15 protein-coding genes are annotated in these 19,266 nt (G+C 41.5%); 7 read left to right on the top strand and 8 right to left on the bottom strand.

Translation table 11 applies throughout. The features are described 5' to 3' along the window. Positions 1 to 255 precede the first annotated feature (255 nt). The 4 genes from G561_RS0105455 (at position 256) to G561_RS0105440 (ending at position 6,382) form a co-directional block, all read left to right on the top strand. Complete coding sequence (locus tag G561_RS0105455) at positions 256 to 2,475, top strand: NADP-dependent isocitrate dehydrogenase (RefSeq protein WP_028858647.1); 2,220 nt, start codon at positions 256 to 258, stop codon at positions 2,473 to 2,475. A 304-nt stretch (positions 2,476 to 2,779) separates the two neighbouring features. Then, a complete protein-coding gene (locus G561_RS0105450) occupies positions 2,780 to 5,002 on the top strand; it encodes an NADP-dependent isocitrate dehydrogenase (protein ID WP_028858646.1) in 2,223 nt (740 codons plus the stop codon). Positions 5,003 to 5,171: 169 nt separating this feature from the next. Then, a complete protein-coding gene (locus G561_RS0105445) occupies positions 5,172 to 5,774 on the top strand; it encodes a pseudouridine synthase (protein ID WP_028858645.1) in 603 nt (200 codons plus the stop codon). A 26-nt stretch (positions 5,775 to 5,800) separates the two neighbouring features. After that, positions 5,801 to 6,382, top strand: a complete 582-nt coding sequence (locus G561_RS0105440) for a DJ-1/PfpI family protein (protein ID WP_028858644.1) — start codon at positions 5,801 to 5,803, stop codon at positions 6,380 to 6,382. A gap of 141 nt (positions 6,383 to 6,523) precedes the next feature. Here the strand turns inward: G561_RS0105440 and G561_RS0105435 are convergent, their stop codons facing one another. Then, complete coding sequence (locus G561_RS0105435) at positions 6,524 to 7,438, bottom strand: DMT family transporter (protein ID WP_028858643.1); 915 nt, start codon at positions 7,436 to 7,438, stop codon at positions 6,524 to 6,526. Between the two features lie 543 nt (positions 7,439 to 7,981). On the opposite strand from G561_RS0105435, the gene G561_RS0105425 reads away from it, so the two are divergent. Next, positions 7,982 to 9,436 carry an AbiH family protein gene (locus tag G561_RS0105425; RefSeq protein WP_028858642.1) on the top strand — a complete coding sequence of 485 codons (1,455 nt, stop codon included), beginning with the start codon at positions 7,982 to 7,984 and terminating at the stop codon, positions 9,434 to 9,436. Positions 9,437 to 9,605: 169 nt separating this feature from the next. On the opposite strand, the gene G561_RS14030 is transcribed toward G561_RS0105425, so the two are convergent. Then, positions 9,606 to 11,585 carry a M61 family metallopeptidase gene (locus G561_RS14030; protein WP_037031756.1) on the bottom strand — a complete coding sequence of 660 codons (1,980 nt, stop codon included), beginning with the start codon at positions 11,583 to 11,585 and terminating at the stop codon, positions 9,606 to 9,608. Between the two features lie 701 nt (positions 11,586 to 12,286). Between G561_RS14030 and G561_RS0105415 the strand changes: the two genes are divergently transcribed. Next, a complete protein-coding gene (locus tag G561_RS0105415; RefSeq protein WP_028858641.1) occupies positions 12,287 to 12,769 on the top strand; it encodes an FKBP-type peptidyl-prolyl cis-trans isomerase in 483 nt (160 codons plus the stop codon). A gap of 222 nt (positions 12,770 to 12,991) precedes the next feature. Here G561_RS0105415 and phoR read toward each other — a convergent pair whose 3' ends face one another. The 3 genes from phoR to dtd all read right to left on the bottom strand — a co-directional run bounded on the left by phoR (position 12,992) and on the right by dtd (position 15,968). Continuing rightward, positions 12,992 to 14,449, bottom strand: a complete 1,458-nt coding sequence (gene phoR, locus G561_RS14025; RefSeq protein WP_081794382.1) for a phosphate regulon sensor histidine kinase PhoR — start codon at positions 14,447 to 14,449, stop codon at positions 12,992 to 12,994. A gap of 143 nt (positions 14,450 to 14,592) precedes the next feature. Continuing rightward, positions 14,593 to 15,294: a phosphate regulon transcriptional regulator PhoB gene (phoB, locus tag G561_RS0105405; protein WP_028858640.1), complete on the bottom strand. Its 702-nt coding sequence runs from the start codon at positions 15,292 to 15,294 to the stop codon at positions 14,593 to 14,595. A gap of 233 nt (positions 15,295 to 15,527) precedes the next feature. Next, complete coding sequence (dtd, locus tag G561_RS0105400) at positions 15,528 to 15,968, bottom strand: D-aminoacyl-tRNA deacylase (protein WP_028858639.1); 441 nt, start codon at positions 15,966 to 15,968, stop codon at positions 15,528 to 15,530. A 200-nt stretch (positions 15,969 to 16,168) separates the two neighbouring features. Here dtd and asd point away from each other — a divergent pair, with 200 nt between their 5' ends. Beyond that, positions 16,169 to 17,056: an archaetidylserine decarboxylase gene (gene asd / locus G561_RS0105395; protein WP_051584387.1), complete on the top strand. Its 888-nt coding sequence runs from the start codon at positions 16,169 to 16,171 to the stop codon at positions 17,054 to 17,056. A gap of 95 nt (positions 17,057 to 17,151) precedes the next feature. On the opposite strand, the gene G561_RS0105390 is transcribed toward asd, so the two are convergent. From G561_RS0105390 to G561_RS0105380, 3 genes are all read right to left on the bottom strand, one after another. Continuing rightward, positions 17,152 to 17,769: an HD domain-containing protein gene (locus G561_RS0105390; protein ID WP_051584386.1), complete on the bottom strand. Its 618-nt coding sequence runs from the start codon at positions 17,767 to 17,769 to the stop codon at positions 17,152 to 17,154. 267 nt (positions 17,770 to 18,036) lie between these two features. Beyond that, a complete protein-coding gene (locus G561_RS0105385; RefSeq protein WP_028858636.1) occupies positions 18,037 to 18,615 on the bottom strand; it encodes an isochorismatase family protein in 579 nt (192 codons plus the stop codon). A 108-nt stretch (positions 18,616 to 18,723) separates the two neighbouring features. Next, positions 18,724 to 19,182: a hypothetical protein gene (locus G561_RS0105380; RefSeq protein WP_028858635.1), complete on the bottom strand. Its 459-nt coding sequence runs from the start codon at positions 19,180 to 19,182 to the stop codon at positions 18,724 to 18,726. Positions 19,183 to 19,266: the final 84 nt, after the last annotated feature.

Genomic DNA, 19,266 nt, shown 5'->3' with positions numbered 1-19,266 from the left:
GGATTCGCTATAATATCGCCACGATTGTTCATTAAACATTCACAGAGATAGATTAACTTAGTTGTATTAACTAGGTTCATGAGTCAGGCCTAATATCAAAATTTTACTACTCTTGGGCCATCTCAGTGTTTATAAGCTTATATACTTATACAAAAGTTTATAAGCTTTTTCCAGTTCTTTATTGCATATATAGATTAGTTTTATCCAAGTTTAAGTTTTTTTATTATCTACGAACTAAAGGGACCGATTACTATAATGTCAAAAATCATTTATACAAAAACCGACGAAGCCCCAGCACTAGCAACCCTATCATTTTTGCCTATTGTTGAAGCTTTTACTAAGACAGCAGACATTGAGGTCGAGACCAGTGACATCTCTGTTGCTGCTCGTATTTTGGCAGAATTTCCTGACTACTTAACAGAAGAGCAACGTGTTCCAGACAACTTAGCCGAGCTAGGTCGTTTGACTCAAGATCCTAATACTAACATCATTAAGCTACCTAACATCAGTGCTTCTGTACAGCAGCTAAAAGCAGCTATCAAAGAATTACAAAGCAAAGGCTACGCCCTTCCTGATTTCCCAGAAGACCCACAAACTGAAGAAGAGCACAAGCTTCGTAAGCGCTACGGTAAAGCTTTAGGTAGTGCGGTTAACCCGGTATTACGTGAGGGTAACTCAGACCGCCGCGCACCAAAAGCAGTCAAAAACTATGCGCGCAAACACCCACACTCAATGGGCGAATGGAAACAGTGGTCAAGCACTCACGTGTCTCACATGCATGGCGGCGACTTCTACAGTGGCGAGCAGTCAATGACACTAGATAAAGCCCGTACCGTGCGTATGGAGCTTTTGTTAGAAGACGGCTCAACCAAAGTATTAAAGCCTGAGATTCCTTTACAAGACAAAGAAGTCATCGACCTTATGTTCATGAGCAAAAAAGCATTGCTTGAGTTCTATGAGCGTGAAATGGAAGACTGCCGTGATGCCGGTATCTTATTCTCATTGCACGTAAAAGCGACGATGATGAAGGTATCTCACCCTATCGTATTCGGTCACGCTGTTCGTATTTATTACAAAGACGCGTTTGAGAAACATGGCAAGCTGTTTGACGAGCTTGGTATCAACGTAAATAACGGTATGGCTGATCTGTACGACAAAATCAAAACCTTACCTGCCTCAAAACGTGAAGAGATTGAACAAGACCTACATGCTTGTCAAGAGGACCGTCCTCGTCTAGCTATGGTTGACTCTTCAAAAGGGATCACCAACTTCCACTCACCAAGTGACGTTATTGTAGATGCTTCTATGCCAGCTATGATCCGTAACGGCGGTAAGATGTGGGGTGCTGATGGCAAACTATACGATTGTAAAGCAGTAATGCCAGAGTCTACTTTTGCTCGTATCTATCAAGAAATGATCAACTTCTGTAAGTGGCATGGTAACTTTGATCCAACCACTATGGGTACCGTACCAAACGTAGGTTTAATGGCTCAAAAAGCAGAAGAATACGGCTCTCACGACAAGACCTTTGAATCAAGCGACTCAGGTATTGCTCGCATTGTAGATGTGGATACTGGCGAAGTTCTAATGGAACAAGCAGTTGAAAAAGGTGATATCTGGCGTATGTGTCAGGTGAAAGATGAGCCTATCCAAGACTGGGTTAAACTTGCCGTTCGCCGTGCCCGTGAATCAGATACACCGGTAGTATTCTGGCTAGACCCATACCGTCCGCATGAAAACGAGCTTATCAAAAAAGTTAAAACCTACTTAAAAGACCATGATACAGAAGGCCTACGCATCGAAATCATGTCTCAGGTTCGTGCAATGCGCTATACCCTAGAGCGTGTGGCTCGTGGTCTAGATACTATTTCAGCTACAGGTAATATCCTACGTGACTACCTAACAGATTTATTCCCAATCTTAGAATTAGGTACCAGTGCGAAGATGCTTTCAGTAGTTCCGTTAATGAAAGGTGGCGGTTTATTTGAAACAGGTGCCGGTGGTTCAGCGCCTAAGCATGTGCAGCAGCTGTTAGAAGAAAACCACTTACGTTGGGACTCACTGGGTGAATTCTTAGCGTTGACAGTATCTTTAGAGCACTTAGCTTCTACTCAAGACAATGCCAAAGCAAAAGTATTGGCAGACACTCTTGATAGAGCAATTGAGACGTTGCTACTTAATGACAAGTCTCCATCACGCTCTACCGGTGAGCTTGACAACCGTGGTAGCCACTTCTACCTAGCTATGTACTGGGCACAAGAATTGGCCGCTCAAGACGAAGACGCTGAGCTAAAAGCACAATTTGCACCAGTGGCTGAGACTCTAGCAAGCAAAGAAGAGACCATCGTTAAAGAGATGAATGAAGTTCAAGGCAAGCCAGTAGATATCAAAGGCTACTACTACGCTGATGAAGAGGTTGCTAAGAGCGTCATGCGTCCAAGTAAGACCTTCAACGAAGTCATTGCCTCAATCTAATGAGGGGCCAGTTAAGCTAAAACTTGACTGCTTGATTTAAATGTAGCCATAAATAAATACCCTAAGAGTACTCTCTTGGGGTATTTTTTTGGCTTAAATTCAGTAATACACTCACAAACTTTCAGAACAAGATACGATTTGTAAACTGACTGTTAAGACGCTTCTTTAGTATGATTAAACTTAAGCTTGGCAACAATATTGCGGGTTACCACAAATACAAATTCATTTATCCCTAATAATTCATTTATCCCTAATAATAACCCCAGTTAATTCTAAAAAACAATAAAAAGGACTTAAGATAACTATGTCAAAAATTATATACACCAAAACAGATGAATCCCCTGCCCTAGCTACCCAGTCTTTTTTGCCTATCGTAGAGGCCTTTACTAACACCGCTGGGATTGAAGTTGAAGTCAGTGATATCTCACTAGCAGCTCGTATCCTAGCTGTTTTTCCAGACTACTTAAGCCCAGAACAGCAAGTAGCTGATGCGCTTGCTGAACTGGGTGAGCTGGTGTTAAAACCTGAAGCCAACATCATTAAATTACCCAATATCAGCGCCTCTATCCATCAGTTAAAAGCTGCCATCAAAGAGCTGCAAGATAAAGGCTATGCGGTACCAGACTTCCCAGATAACCCACAGACCGATGCGGAAAAAGAGATTCGGACGCGCTTCGATAAGGTCAAAGGCAGTGCGGTGAACCCAGTGCTACGTGAGGGCAACTCAGATCGACGTGCCCCAAAAGCGGTCAAAGCTTACGCCCGTGCCAACCCACATTCTATGAAACCTTGGAGCCCTGACTCTAAGACCCACGTCTCTACTATGGCCCATTGCGACTTCGTTGATGATGAGAAGTCGGTCATTATTGACAAACCCACCCAATATCGCGTGGTATACACCGATGAAAATGGCACAAAAACTGAACTCAAATCCGCAGCACCTCTGCTTCAAGGTGAGCTGATGGATACCTCTATATTATGCTTTGATGTGCTAAGCAACTTCTTACAAGAGCAGGTGCAAGACGCCAAAGATAACGATCTACTATTCTCGATTCATCTAAAAGCGACGATGATGAAGGTGTCTGACCCGATTATTTTTGGGGAAGCAGTGCGTGTTTATTTTAAAGACTTATTTGCCAAACACGGAGAAACCTTTGACAAGATTGGGGTAAACGTCAACAACGGCTTTGCGCAACTGCTATCGAAAATTCAAGAGCTACCAGAAAAGCAGCGTAAAGAAATCGAGGCGGATATTCAAAAGGTATATCAGACCAACCCTCCTCTGGCTATGGTAGACTCAGACAAAGGCATTACCAACTTGCATGTGCCAAGCGATGTGATTGTTGATGCCTCCATGCCAGCAATGATCCGTAATGGAGGACAAATGTGGGGTCCTGATGGTAAGCTCCACGACGTCAATGCAGTCATTCCAGACAGCAGTTATGCTGCCCTTTATGACGAAACCATCCGCTTCTGTAAAGAGCATGGTGCTTTTGACCCCACCACTATGGGTACAGTACCCAATATTGGCCTTATGGCACAAAAAGCCGAAGAGTATGGCTCGCATGACACCACCTTCCAAATGCCTGGAAAAGGTAAGATTCAAGTAATCGATGAAGACGGTAAGGTACTTACCGAGCACGCTGTCAGGAAAAATGACATCTGGCGTATGAACCGCGTCAAAGATGCTCCCATCCAAGACTGGGTAAAATTGGCGGTAACCCGGGCCCGAGAAAGTGGTATGCCGGCTGTTTTTTGGTTAGACAAAGACCGAGCTCACCATGCTGCCTTAATTGAAAAAGTTAAGCATTATCTAAAAGTTCACGATACGGAAGGCTTAGAGATCCACATAATGTCTATTCGTGAAGCCACTCGCTTTACCCTGAAGCGCCTAATTGCCGGTAAGGATACACTGTCGGTAACAGGCAACGTTCTACGCGACTATCTCACTGACCTATTCCCCATTCTTGAGCTGGGCACCAGTGCCAAAATGCTGTCTATCGTTCCGCTTATGAATGGTGGCGGATTGTTTGAAACCGGTGCCGGCGGCTCTGCACCAAAGCTTGTACAGCAGTTATTAGATGAAAACCATCTGCGCTGGGACTCACTCGGTGAGTTTTTGGCATTGGCGGTCTCTTTAGAGCACGAAGCAAAGCATGGCGATGATCGCAACCCAAAGGCACAAATCTTGGCTGATACTTTGAGCGATGCTACTGAGAAACTACTGCTTAATAATAAATCGCCTTCACGCAATGTGGGTGAGCTTGACAACCGAGGTAGCCATTTTTACTTGGCCCTATACTGGGCGCAGGCGTTGGCCAGTCAGGATAAAGACCAAGATCTTAAACAAAGGTTTACTCCTTTTGCCAAAGCGCTAACTGAAAATGAAGAGACCATCGTTAATGAGCTAAATGCGGTTCAAGGTAAACCTGTTGATTTACAAGGCTACTATTTCGCCAATGATGATATCGTTAAGCAAGTGATGCGACCCAGCAAAACCTTCAATGAAGTCCTAGCCTCTTTATAATTAGCCTCTTTATAAGGAGCTAGCTTCTGCTTAATCTTTTAGTAACATCTAAATACTAAACACCCTAAGGCTATCAGCCTTAGGGTGTCTTTTATTTTATAAGCTTTGGCTCATGGTAGAATGGTACCATTAGCTTCTAACACTCAACTCTTTAAATATTAGTCCTCTTATGCCTTCAGTTATTCTATTTAACAAACCTTATGGGGTGCAAAGTCAATTTAGCGATGATGCCAATAATAAATTTGCCCCGTTATCACAGTTTTTTAGCGACAAATCACTGCGGGTCGCTGGGCGTCTCGATGCCACCAGTGAGGGATTATTACTTTTAACATCAGATGGCCGAGTTAACAAAGCCATTACTCATCCGCCCAAAGCTAATGCTGGTCGTAAACAAGGCAAAACTTATTTGGTACAGGTTGAAGGTGTCCCCACAACTGAACAATTAGAGCAACTGCGCCAAGGTGTGGTGCTCAAAGATGGCAAAACCCTGCCCGCCGAAGTTCAACATGTGAGCGAAGATGAGCTACCCATGCCTCTTTGGCAGCGTGATCCCCCTATTCGCGAGCGAAAAAGCGTACCGGACTCATGGCTCATGATGACTATCTATGAGGGCAAAAACCGGCAGGTAAGACGCATGACCGCCCATGTTGGTCTACCTTGCCTACGTTTAATTCGTTGGTCAGTGGCTGGGTTTGAGCTAGGGGATTTGGGTGTGGGTGAATTTGTTCGAGTACACCTAAATGCTAAGCGTTTACAGCAGTTAGGGATTTAATATTTTTATTAAAAAGGAAGGACTCTATGCAACATATCACCGCTCTAGTATTTAATGACTTCGAGACGTTAGATCTATTTGGACCTGTCGAAATGCTTGGCAGCCTGAAGGATAACTACTCGTTTCAGTTTTGCTCTATCGACGGCGGACTCATTAATAGTGTTCATGGTGTGCCATTAGCGACGACAGCTATAGCAGACTTGCCTAATCCAACTGATATTTTACTAGTAGTGGGCGGGTTCGGTACTCGTCAATTAGTTGAGGATAGTCAGTTTTTAGAAACTCTAAGAAACTTGGCTAATGAAGCTGATTGGGTCCTATCGGTTTGCACAGGTAGTGCTCTATTAGCAAAAGCGGGCTTATTAGACGGCAGACAAGCGACTTCAAATAAAATCGCTTGGGAGTGGGCGACTTCACAATCCGACAAGGTTAATTGGATCAAAAAAGCACGCTGGGTAGTTGATGGTAAGTATTACACCTCAGCTGGAGTCAGCGCCGGTATGGACATGGCATTAGCCTTTATTTCGGATAGACACGGCAAGGAAACAGCTGCTCAGGTAGTTAAGCATACTGAGTATCGCTGGACATCAGATAGTGGCTGTGATTAGACAGCTAGTTTATAAAGTAGCGGCTAGATGAAATAGCTATCCTATAATTTGTAATTTTTCACCTAGCGAATCTTATATCCACTTGCCAAGCTTATCCCGAGCTTCTATAACAGCTCTTCACTAGTTAGTCGCTAGCCATATTTACTCAGACTTGCTATGCGCCTCTTCCCAAAGCACCTTAACTGGGTTTTGACGACGCTCATAGTGAGTGACAAATATTACGGACGCTATAATTAGCGCTGAGCCTACCCATAGCATGCCTGGTGGTACAGTACCAAATACAATAAACCCTGCCAACACATTTAGCGGTAATTTGATATGATCAAACGGCTGAACAAAAGATGCATCAGCTACTGAATAAGCTTTGGCAATAGCCCACTGCGCAAACGCCGTTAGCGCCCCAATCATTATCAGCAAGCCCCACATTTGCCAATCATTAGTTAATGTCAGCTTCGGTAACCCAAACAGCATATTGAATGGCAACATCAGCACCAGTAAGTAGAAGACAATGGTGCTTGGCTCATCTCGACTGACGGTGAACTTGGTCATCAACGAGGCACTGGCCCAAAAGAAGGCTGCAGCCACAGGGATTAAACTGGCCCACATAAATTCATCAGACCAAGGTTGTAATACCAACATAGCCCCTAAGAACCCTACTAAAGTAGCCAACCAACGTACTGGGCTAACTGATTCACGTAGCAGAAGGCCGGACCCCACAGTAGCAAATAGCGGAGAGACCATCAGCAGCGCAATGCCCTGCCAAATGGGGACCGGATAAGCCAGGGCCCAGGTCCAAAGCTGGATACCTATTACTGAGAACCCTACCCGTATCACATGCAATAAGCGAAAATCGGACTTCATCGCTGAACGAATAGAACCGGTGCCCATTAATGGCAAAAATAATAGCAAAGCAATACCATATTGAAACAGCACTGCAGCCCCAGAACCTATGCCATAGTTGATTCCGAGATACTGTAAAGTGGTATTGATGATTGCAAACATAAGGCCGGCTGCAACCATCCAGAATGCGCCCTGCAAGGGCTGATGATTTGACATAGTGTACTTCTAACAACTAGGTATATTGTGTTCAATGCAGAACATGAAATTAAACTATCTAAGACCGAGTATGATAGCTAAAAAAATAATAGTAAAACTTTATAATAAAGTATGTATTTTAAGTTAAATTGTACAAATAAAGCAAAGATTTAGTTTTTGATACCGGAGAAAGTCAAGTCTATCACCAAAAGTTATAACTACAAACTAATTGGATTTTAAGGATGCTTTCATCTGGTAAGAATATATTAGTCGGATGATAACGAATATTGTATGTAAGGCTTTAGTGCGAGTATAAATATGGCATTAGGTTTTATATATGATAGGTACGGGGTTGAAACTTCCCTACAAGTGGCTAAAGGGACAAAATATCGTTGGGCTATAAGTTGGGCTATAAGTTGGGCTATAAGTTGGGCTATAAGTTGGGCTATAAGTTGGGCTATAAATAGTCGTTTTAGTGAGTTTGATTAGTTTTAAGAGTTGTGAGCCATTAACTACTCAAGTATATTAATAAATAAGACTATCAAATATAAAAAAGTGAGTTATATGAGCACACGTAAAATACTGATATTAGGTAATGGTTTTGATTTAGCCCATTTTTTACCCACCAAGTATGAGCATTTTATTCATGCTATGAGAGTCATAGAAGATAGCGAGGAGAATATAGAGCTGTCATTTAATCAGCTGTTTGAAAGTTTAATAGAGGAAGAAAAGCAACTTTTAGAACAGAGAACTAAGGAAATAGAAGATAGTGATATTGAAAAGGGACTCAAGAAAAAAGAAATTGACCAACTAATTGAAAACTATTTCTTACACTGTACAGAAAAGCTTTATAAGACTAATGAATTTGTTCTAGATGTAAACGAGGTTAATTATTTAAAAAATAAGCTTAGTTCTAATGGATGGTTCCAATACTTCAAATATTACTCTAATAGTGGTATTGAGACTTGGATTGATTTTGAAAATGAAATGGCTACTGTGCTAAAGTCACTATGTTTTTTGATAGATGAATTAGAAGTTAATCCTAAACTCTTTTTTACATCGTCAAATAGAACTGATTTATCACACTCTTATATAAGTGATGAGTTATTTCAAGATAATCACTTTCGCACTTATCCATTACTGCAAAGTATACTTAATAATTTCTCCATAGTTGAACACTATAAATCTTCAGGTGTTAATGCTTTAATAGTCAAACCAGAATTTATTAAGAGCCATTACCAGCACCCAATATCTGTTAGTCCTTCAAAAATACTTAAGTATTTAGAAAAACAGCTTAAAGATTTTATTGAAATTTTCTCAACTTACATTGAGTTCATTGAAAGATTTAAACCTAAAAAAACTTTCGAAGCTCCTAAAATCTTACAAACTGATTTAGAAGCAATATACAGCTTTAACTATTCAAATACAGTCGGACGTTTATATAATCAGAAAAACATTCATTATTTACATGGAAAAGCAGGGGAAAAAGAGCAAAATAAAATTGTATTAGGCATATCGGATTTACAACATTCGTTATTAGAAGATGAAAAAGCTTATGGGTTCGTTAAGTATTACCAAAAACTAGTAAATAATACTGACTATCTATTTTTAAAACCAAAATCAATAATAACAGAAATTGAATCTCGAAAAGTAAATGGCACAAAGGATAGGAGTTTTTGGCACCCAATTGAAATTTATATCTGGGGTCATTCATTAGATTCATCGGATAGAGATTACATTGAAGAGATTTTCTCATTTAATCAAGGTAAAGATACTTCAATAAGAGTGGTTATTTATTTCTATAATAGTCCTCATCAGCAATTAGCTAATTTGATTTATATCTTAGGTAGAGAAATTGTTGAAACGTGGATGAAGAATGACTGGCTAGAATTTATAAAAATGCCAAACATATATAAACTAAACTTTGAGGAAGGGTATTCTGATAAGGTAAGTAAGTTTTCAGAAACTATAGATGAACCAATTAAAAAAGCGAAACCACTCCCTGTATATTTTGGATAAAAATTTTTCTATACTCATATTAATTATATTGTTGAGCGATTTAGCCCAACTTGGATTAATATACTTTAAAGTTTAATGTCTAGCGAGATGTAGGTTTGACAAGGTTACTGTAAGTAAGACAAACTTGCCAAACCTTAGTACACGCATCGTTTAGAATAAACAAAACTAATTAACGAAACTTGGGCTTAAGCCAAGCCTCATAACCTGACTCATTTAAACTCAAACTCACTTTTTCTAAGCTAGGATTGGCAGTAACACCAGATTGGGTTGTATTTGCCACCTCAAAAGTCATTAGCTCATCACGGCGGAACACATGACAGGTTACCGACTCAAGATTAGATTCAGCCACACTTTGTAGCTGTTTTTTGGTTGCCTTCACACCATCAATTGCTACTAGCACATCTTTGGCTGAGATACCCGCCTCGCTGGCTACACTGTCACGCAGTACCTTATTAACTTGCAGTCCTTCTGGTGTTTCACTAACAGCGATGCCCCAAGGCAAGGTGTTGTCTTTTTCATCTATTTTAAGACTAATGCCATTGGCCTCAAGCAGTTCTTGGATAGGCAGCTCTTCTACCCCATCGACATATTTCGCTTTGAAGTCTTGCCAAGCTGCTTTATCCATAAACTGGCTAATAACCGCTTCTAAGTTATCGTTATCCATACCAACACGGATGCGATCGCCGGCCTCGCCCTGCTGTTTGGCCAGTTGATAGAAAGCCTTGACCACATCAAATAAGCGGTATTTGCCATCGCTATGCTGCATTAAGGTAAGATCTAAACATAAGGCCACTAGAGCACCTTTGTTGTAGTAGCTAATACCTGCATTACCGGTATTTTCATCAGCGCGATATAACTTGATCCAAGCGTCATAACTTGATTCAGCTACGCTTTGTAAATAACGGCCGTGAGTCTGGGTATAACGATTAATCTGAGCTTGTAACAGTTTCAGGTAGCTGTTAGCGCTAACCACCCCTGACGCCTGCAACATAAAGTCATCAATATAAGAGGTGAAGCCCTCAAATACCCAAAGCAGTGGTGTATACGCCTCTTTGCGTAAATCAACATTCATCATCACATCAGGACGGACTGTTTTTACCCACCATGAGTGGAAATATTCGTGGCTACACAATCCTAAGAGGCGTTGGTAGCTATCACTAGGCTCATCAGCTTCTGCCGCTGTGGGTAGATCACTTCGAGGGGTAACCAGACTGGTTGAGTTGATGTGCTCAAGCCCTCCATAATCATTGCCACTGGCATAGGTCATAAAGGTGTAACCATCATAATCTTTGCCCCCAAAAGGCGCATCGCCTAGCCAGCTGACAAAGGTCTGACAAATTTGCTGCACATCCTGCTGTAATCTGCCCAGATTAGCACTGTGCTTGCCTGAGATATAGAAGCGGTGCGCAATGGCATTGTGCTTATTGTCCTGAACAATAAAGTCAAACTCATCCTGCGGGGCAATCTCAAACGGATAATCAATCAGCTCGTGATAATTCTCAGCTTGTAAGTGATAATAGTGGGTGTTGTCGCTGTGGATATAAATGGGTTTCAAGCCACACGCTATTTTGACTTTTTTATCGGTATTATTAAGTTTATTAAGGCTATTAGGGCTATTAAGCTCATAAAAATCTTGAGGCACACTTAAGGTCACTGAGACAGGGCTATGCTCTAACCCTTCAACAGCCAAAGCTAGCGAAGTGAAGTTACCATAAAGACGGGTCTGATCCACGTAAGCGGTTCGCACTGATAAGTCGTAGCAGTAAACCTCATAAGTGATCTGTAGCTTATCCCCCGCTTTAGCCTCAGTAAGTTGCCACTCATTCTTGCTCAGCTTACCTGCTCTATACCCATTTTTTATAGAGCTATCTTTTATACAGCTATCATCTATAGAGTTGTCATCCTGATCCGCACGCTGATAATGCACTGCAGTAATATTGCGAGCGAATTCACGCATCAAATAGCTACCTGGTATCCATGCCGGCAACCACAAGGCTGGTGCGTCCTGCTCCGCAGTAAAGCTCAAGGTCACATCGACCAAATGCTGTCTAAAACGGCTAAAATCTAAATGGTAATCAACAACACCAGAGTTTGAATGAGCGGCATTGTGTGAAGAAGAGGGACTGGTGATACTCTGCAAAGTGGTCATAATTGGTGTTTATATCCATGATAATGAATTTAAAATGTGAGCTATCTTTGATAACAAGATAGTACTTGAGGCCTACTACCCTGATTTAGTCTGCTTTTTTTATTAGTAATAGGCTTTTTCATCGAAATTAAATATGCTACTGGTAGCATAAAAGATAAAGCTCATAAAAGATAAAGTTCATAAAAGATAAAATTAATGTAAAAATAGCACTTTATTCGACCTTTAGACTATATTCATCTTTTATAACTGTATTTCTCTCTTAGAACTGTATTTGTTACTTAGGATAGTATTTATCTCTAAGATAGTTATTAAATCGGGGACTTTAAGCCAAACTTCAACCTCAAAGAGCTAGATTGGCTTAATACTTTGTGACTATTTATCACTATCTGCAAGAACGATACAATGCAAAACAAGGGTTAAAATGGCTTAATAAAGGGGTCAATTAGCCTCTTTTTTTGGCTTTATGACATAAAAAAGCTTAATTTTTTGTAAAAAACTTAGCAATTTGGCAATTAATTTGAGAACATGACTTGAAACTTTTGTCTATCATCGCAATCTACTAGACAAGGCAATTAGCAGAGGTGTGGCTAAATATTAGGTTAACCTTCATGGTTAGCTTTGCATTTCGCCGCTATAAGCACCCTACTTTATTGTATTATTTACAAACTTATAGAACGCCTATATTTATTTGAGGAAATTTTATGACAACAATCGCAAAAGATACTGCCGTACGCTTTAACTATATCCTAAAAGACGAAAGTGGCAACGTTATCGACCAGTCACAAGGTGAGCCATTAGCTTATTTACATGGTCATAACAACATCATTCCAGGTCTTGAAAAAGAGCTAGAAGGCAAGTCTGCTGGCGATTCACTAACAGCGGTTATCGAGCCAGCTGATGCTTATGGTGAATATCAAGAGCAAGCCGTACAACAAGTACCTCGCGCTAATTTCCAAGGCGTTGACAATATTCAACCTGGTATGCAGTTCCAGTCTGAAGCAGAAGGTCAAGTTATGCTAGTGACCGTTACTGAAGTTAACGATGACACAGTAACTGTAGATGCTAACCACCCACTAGCAGGCAAAAAACTAAGCTTTGACGTAGAAATCATTGAAGTACGTGCTGCTACTGAAGACGAACTAAACCATGGCCATGTTCATGGCGTAGGTGGTGTACAGCACTAATAGCTGCCTATAGCAGTTAATTTGATATGTTTGGATTTATAACTTAACTCCTAATATCAATAATAAAAGAGCCATTCGCGAACAGTGAATGGCTCTTTTTTTTATGCTTTTCTAGTGCACGTGTCCTGATCCGAGGTGGCAATATCTTAGTTATCTTAGATAATGTCTCAACTAATTTTAGATAACTCTTGGATAGGCTGGTATTAAAGGACACCGCAATCGTTACTTGGATGATTGGTTAGGGCCATCAAGAAGTAGCGGCTGCTCAGTGTCAGTGGTGTCGTCGTCAATAGCATCAGTGTTAGCAGCAATCTGTTGTGCCTCTTTTTCTGCTGCTTTGTCTGTCTCCTCACGATAGACACAACGTTCTGGGAAAAACACACTAAAAGTAGACCCCTTGTTTTCATTGGATTCGACCTTTAATTTGGCCCCATGTTGATACAGCACATGCTTTACAATGGCCAATCCCAGACCAGTTCCACCAGTGCTTCTACTACGCCCACTATCGACTCTATAAAAGCGCTCAGTCAAACGCTCAAGATGCTCGGATGCAATGCCAATACCATTGTCTTGCACTGAGAACAGACACCCCCCTTTCACTTCTTGCCATGTAATCCTGACTATTCCCCCTTTGGGCGTATACTTTATGGCATTGGTGACTAGGTTTAATAAGGCGCTATTTAGATAACTGTAAGAGCCATAAACGTCTAGCTGAGAATCAATATGCAAATCAATTAAGTGACCATAATCTCGGTTATAAGCTTGGGCATCATCAAAGATACTGGTCATCAGCTTGGGCATATCTACCCGTTCGGTTTGAATAGACTCTTCGTTTTCGAGACGGGACAGCAGTAATAAATCATTAATAATATGATTCATTCGCTCAGTTTGCTGGGTCATTAGCTTGAAGCCACGTTGCCACTTAGGATCCAAATCCGGCTGGTCAGAGAAGGTTTCAATATAGCCCATTAATACGGTTAATGGGGTACGCAGCTCATGGGACACATTCCCCACGAAGTCTTTGCGCATCTGCTCTAAATGCTGCAGGCGGGTCACATCATAAATAATGAGTAGCTTTTCATTGCCAAAATGAGTCACCTCGCATTGCAAAAACCTTTCATAATCTCGCCACGAGCGCATTCGCACCCCATCATTAGGAGAGACAGCATTGACATAATAGTTGGTAAATTCAGGAACATTAATCAGGTCCAAAATACTGCGACCCTGATCCTCTGAACGCAAATCTAATAAAGTTTCAGCAGCCTGGTTCCACCACTCTAAGGTATCCTCTTTATCGAGCAAGATAACGGCATCTTGTAGAGCCAGTAATGAGCTACGAATCTTTTTGATTAGCCCCATCATTTTTTGATGAGTCATTTGTTCTTGTTTTTTGCTGTCGTAAAGCTTATTGGCCATGAAGGTCAGGCTACCAGACAGCTCAGGAGGCGGTAAAGTTAAAGACTTGCTCATCCAGCCATAGAACTGCTGCACCGCATAGAGTCGCCAGAGGTTATATAGCAGTAACGCCAAGATGATGCCCCAAGGCACCGAGTTGATAATATAGTAGCCAAAGGCAGTACCTAGCAGGGTCAAAGTGACCAACCACTTAAAGTCTGACCACAGTAAGGCAGAGCGAGGGCTCTCACTTCTGGCAACAGGCTGTGTCTTAGAAGGGCTCATTACAATCTCAGTTCAAAGATAAAAAACAACATATTTAGCAGTACAGCCCTCAACACCCTGTAAATTTGGCCCTTATTATAAAAACAGTTATAGGCCCAAAAAGTTGGACTAAAAAATCATACTATAATAGATAAAATAAGCGCTTAGCTATTTACTTGGGTGGAGAATCGATAGCCGGTACCACGCACCGTTTGGATAAACTTGGCATAGTCATAAGGCTCGAGTACCTTACGTAAGCGTCGAATGTGAACATCAATGGTCCGATCTTCTACATACACATTGCCACCCCATACCTGATCTAATAACTGAGTGCGGGTATAGGCACGCTCTGGGTGACTCATAAAGAACGCCAACAATCGATATTCTGTCGGTCCTATTTCTACCGGTGTGCCGTCTGCTGATAGACGCTGACTTACAGGGTCTAGACTTAACCCTTGTGCTTCAATAGGCTTATCGCCTGATAAAGCACTGCTACGGCGTAGTACCGCTTTGATTCGCGACACCAGCTCACGGGTAGAAAACGGCTTAGTAATATAGTCATCGGCACCCGCATCTAACCCTTGCACTTTATTATCCTCTTCGCCTCGTGCGGTAAGCATAATAATGGGCACCTCTGATAACATCTCGTCTTTTTTTAGACGACGACACAAATCTATGCCTGACTGATTACCTGGTAACATCCAGTCTAATAAAATCAGCGCAGGTCGATGATCTACCACTTGGTTATGGGCCTCATTAACATCTTCAGCCTGCAGACATTCATATCCTGCCATCTCTAGCGTGGTAACTATCATTTCACGGATAGCTGGTTCATCTTCTACAACCAATATGGTTTCAGTATTCATCTTATTTATTGTCCTATGGTCTACATCTCTGATATTGATTCACGTTATTACTAATACAGTATCAGTAACCTGTAATTTGGCTCATAAAATTATGACCGTTATATTACAGCTTATAATTATGACAATTAGATGACAAGTAGGTAATTTATTAGACTAAGCCATTGAGCTGAGTTATTATTTAGGTCAAAAACTTAGTTCCAAACTGTATCAAACGACCTTGCTTATAGGCAGTCTTAATCCACTTCTAAAATAAAGTTTAGCGGGCCATCGTTGTCTGCTTTGACTAGCATATTAGCACCAAACTCACCAGTTGCTACTTTTTTATATTGCTGTTGGGCATAAGCCACCATCTGCTCAAATAGCTCACTGGCCTGCGATGGTGCCATTGCTCCACCGAAATCTGGACGACGACCCTTATCTGTTTTGGCCATTAACGTAAACTGGGAAACCAGAAGCAGTCCTCCCTCTACTTGCTGCACATTTTTATCAAGCTTGCCTGCTTCGTTATCAAAAATACGATAGGTCAAAATTTTATCGACCATCTTTTTGGCAGTCTCAATACTATCTTCAGGACCCAAACCAATATAGGCTAAGATACCCTGCTCAATTTCACCCACAGTTTGACCATCAACGATCACACTAGCGGCACTTACTCTCTGAATTAGGGCCTTCATACTAATACCTCATTGCCTGCTTCATACTAATATCTTAATACTATGCTTATCTTAATACTATCGCTCTTGCTATTAACGCTGTTTGATACGGTTTATGATAAACTAACTGTCTATTAACATTTATTTTAGTTACTTTTAAATCTACAACTTTTATCTTTTATTTTCACAGCTTTTGATGACACTCCTCTATGAAAAACACAATGAAAAACTCATTAAAACAGCAAGCTCAGCGCCTACTCACTCGTGACGGTCTATTTACCGCAGCTCAGCACTTAGTTCCTCAACAAAAAATTAGTGAAGTAGCAGGTCGCCTAGCCGCCAGCCAGAACCCTATTGTAAAAAAAGCTTTCGTAACTACCTTTGCTAAAGCTTACGGTATTACCTTAGAAGAGTATGCCAGACAAAACCTAGCAGACTTCAACAGCTTTAACGACTTTTTTACTCGAGAATTAGCCGAAGAGGCTCGTCCTATCGACAGCACTGAGCAAGGTATTGTCTCACCCGCCGACGGTATGATTTCACAAATCGGTTATATTCAGCAAGGCCAGTTGCTACAAGCCAAAGGCCGTGATTATGCGGTTAGCCACTTGTTGGCTGATACCAATAACCAAGACGGTAACTATTATGAAGGGGGCAGCTTTGCCACGGTGTACTTAGCCCCGAGCAACTATCATAGAGTCCACATGCCGTTTGATGGCACCTTGGTTGAGACGCGCTATGTCCCTGGGACCTTATTCTCAGTGAATAATGTCACTGCCCAGAATGTCCCTGACTTATTTGCCCGTAATGAACGTTTGGTTTGTATTTTTGAAACTCAGTATGGCCGTGCCGCTGTGGTCTTAGTTGGTGCGATGATTGTGGCCGGCATTGAAACCGTCGCCACCGGCAAGATTGAGCGCAGTGATGAAATACAAACTCTTGAGCATAATATTAGTCTTAGCAAAGGCGATGAGTTAGGCCGTTTTTACTTAGGATCAACCGCTATTGTGGTTATGCCAAAATCTGCCGGCGTTGAGTGGACCCAAGATATGGAGCATGGCTCTGTGGTACAAATGGGTCAGCTTTTGGGTGTGGCTAATAAAGCCTAACCTACTAATATCGATATATTTTTTCATTATTTTAAAGGTGCCCCTCGTGCACCTTTATTTTTTCATAAATTTTTTACTTATTTCTATACATCACATCAGGCATCAATTAACCAGCCCTGCTCGGTAGCATAATCAATCTGCTTTTCTATCCACTCATGAATCACCGGAAAGCTATCGGCGATAAAGGCATGCATAGCGGCCACCTGTGAACGCTTAACCCCATGCTCACTCCAAGTTTTACCCCCGGTATTTATGTTCAGTAAGAAGGGCAACAGACGATCAATGGCCTTTAATAATTGGGTCTCAGGACTATTGCCCGTCTCTTGCTCATCCCAAACCTCAAGCAAGTTATCAATGCCATTACCACTATGCGCATGCAAACGCACAATCCCCTCCCGCTCCACAATATGCGCCTCGCTGCGACTGCTGTCATACAAAAAAGTATCGCCGGCATCAATTTCACCCAAGTCATGTACTAAAGCCAACTTCAAAAGCTTTTCATGATTGACCTCAAGCTGAAACAACTCCGCGATAGACCAGCAGGCCATTGCCAAATGCCAAGAATGTTCCGCCGAGTTCTCTAACCGATTAGCCTGAGTAACATAACTGCGCCGGTTAACCCGCTTTAACGCATCGAGCTCTAATAAAAACTCGGTAATTTCGGTCATGCTAAGCGCTCTATCAGCTTTATTTTTTGTAGTGGATAATGACATGGAAAACCTTATGTCTTGGTAAAAAATGTGGCTATAGGCTAATGCAATATAGCAGCTTATACAAGGCTTCACTACTGACCTAGGGGTCTGAATCTTGTTAGTTAAAGGCTTTTTTATAGCTTTTTAATAATAGGGCTTTAATAATTAGTTACCCAAGCTATAACCACAAAAAATCCGTGACCAAGCCAACTGACTTTATCACGGATTATTTAACTAAATAGAGATTAAAGCTTTAAGGTCTGTTGCAGTTATTCAATGAACTATAAGCTATTTAATTAACTGACTAATGGCCTTAAATACCGGATCCTTACTCGAGCGGCACAACTCAAACAATATTGCCTCAGTAGTGGTGATCACAGCGCCGGCTCTACGCATACGGCGAATGGCTTGGCGGCGGTCATAAGCATCGCGAGAGCCGGTGGCATCGGCAATCACCACTGGCTGCATGCCATTGTCGAGCAAATCTAATACGGTTTGCATTACACAGACATGAGTCTCTACCCCAAATACCAGCACTGAAATACGGTTTTGCTGCGCCAGATAGTTCCAGGTCTCATCATTATCACAAGCACTAAAAGTCACCTTTTCAATCATTTTGACCTTAGAGGTATCTATGACTTCCATGATTTCAGGCAGCGTCTCACCCAGTCCTTTTTTATATTGCTCGTTCAACACAATGGGCACATCTAGTAGCTGTAGACCTTTAATTAAAGTCAGTGTCTTTTTGACAATTTCCTCATGACGATAGATATGCGGGGCAAGCTTCTCTTGCACATCAATGAGCATAGCCTGAGTATTTTCGCGTATGATACGATAGGTTTTATCCGTAGTGATAGTTTTTGACATAACACACTCCTTGTGCTGTTGAGGACAAAAATACCTACCACTATTAAGTCATATAAGTGTCACTGGGTCAAACTCTTTGGTGAACAGTTGTGGTAACTTTAGACAACATTAATTATCAGCAATCCCCACAACGGTAATCTGACGCTCATAATAACCCATATGACCATAATTACCGGGCTTACTAATTACTGCCTTTACTCGAACTCGATTTAGAGTATAAAAGCTACCCACTACCCCTCTTTTCTTGGCCAAATCATCTAATATATTGCTCGGGTCTGCCACGTGATATTGCACTCCCTGCTCAGTGGTGAGGCTAAATTGCTCTAAGTTTTTGGTCACTTTTCCTGCCAATACTTGTGGCTTAAACGAGCCTGGATCTTCTTTATCGGCCAAGCCTGTTGCCGCTAACTTGGCACTAGATATCAAGCTTAGCCCCACCCCCACAGCAGTGATTAAAAAAAGCTTGGTCAAAGCCGTTTTTCGATAAGGGTTTGAATTGTTGCTACTAAAGGCTTTTTGAGTGGTTTCACTATTTTTGACAGAATCGACCGTTTTATTATTAGACATAACACAATACCTTTTGGCAAAAGCTGAATTTATTTGACCTAAAAAAGACATAAAAAAGCACCTCTAACATTACGTCAGAGGTGC

It is taken from the genome of Psychrobacter phenylpyruvicus DSM 7000 = NBRC 102152 (assembly GCF_000685805.1).
GTDB lineage: Bacteria > Pseudomonadota > Gammaproteobacteria > Pseudomonadales > Moraxellaceae > Psychrobacter > Psychrobacter phenylpyruvicus.
Note: the sequence above shows the minus strand (reverse complement) of the source record. Positions and strands in the feature narration are given on the sequence as shown.

Excerpts from the sequence above, each read along its gene's own strand:
- G561_RS0105455 (WP_028858647.1), top strand. The coding sequence starts at position 256 with ATGTCAAAAATCATTTATACAAAAACCGACGAAGCCCCAGCACTAGCA.
- G561_RS0105450 (WP_028858646.1), top strand. The coding sequence starts at position 2,780 with ATGTCAAAAATTATATACACCAAAACAGATGAATCCCCTGCCCTAGCT.
- G561_RS0105445 (WP_028858645.1), top strand. The coding sequence starts at position 5,172 with ATGCCTTCAGTTATTCTATTTAACAAACCTTATGGGGTGCAAAGTCAA.
- G561_RS0105440 (WP_028858644.1), top strand. The coding sequence starts at position 5,801 with ATGCAACATATCACCGCTCTAGTATTTAATGACTTCGAGACGTTAGAT.
- G561_RS0105435 (WP_028858643.1), bottom strand. The coding sequence starts at position 7,438 with ATGTCAAATCATCAGCCCTTGCAGGGCGCATTCTGGATGGTTGCAGCC.
- G561_RS0105425 (WP_028858642.1), top strand. The coding sequence starts at position 7,982 with ATGAGCACACGTAAAATACTGATATTAGGTAATGGTTTTGATTTAGCC.
- G561_RS14030 (WP_037031756.1), bottom strand. The coding sequence starts at position 11,585 with ATGACCACTTTGCAGAGTATCACCAGTCCCTCTTCTTCACACAATGCC.
- G561_RS0105415 (WP_028858641.1), top strand. The coding sequence starts at position 12,287 with ATGACAACAATCGCAAAAGATACTGCCGTACGCTTTAACTATATCCTA.
- phoR (WP_081794382.1), bottom strand. The coding sequence starts at position 14,449 with ATGAGCCCTTCTAAGACACAGCCTGTTGCCAGAAGTGAGAGCCCTCGC.
- phoB (WP_028858640.1), bottom strand. The coding sequence starts at position 15,294 with ATGAATACTGAAACCATATTGGTTGTAGAAGATGAACCAGCTATCCGT.
- dtd (WP_028858639.1), bottom strand. The coding sequence starts at position 15,968 with ATGAAGGCCCTAATTCAGAGAGTAAGTGCCGCTAGTGTGATCGTTGAT.
- asd (WP_051584387.1), top strand. The coding sequence starts at position 16,169 with ATGAAAAACTCATTAAAACAGCAAGCTCAGCGCCTACTCACTCGTGAC.
- G561_RS0105390 (WP_051584386.1), bottom strand. The coding sequence starts at position 17,769 with ATGTCATTATCCACTACAAAAAATAAAGCTGATAGAGCGCTTAGCATG.
- G561_RS0105385 (WP_028858636.1), bottom strand. The coding sequence starts at position 18,615 with ATGTCAAAAACTATCACTACGGATAAAACCTATCGTATCATACGCGAA.
- G561_RS0105380 (WP_028858635.1), bottom strand. The coding sequence starts at position 19,182 with ATGTCTAATAATAAAACGGTCGATTCTGTCAAAAATAGTGAAACCACT.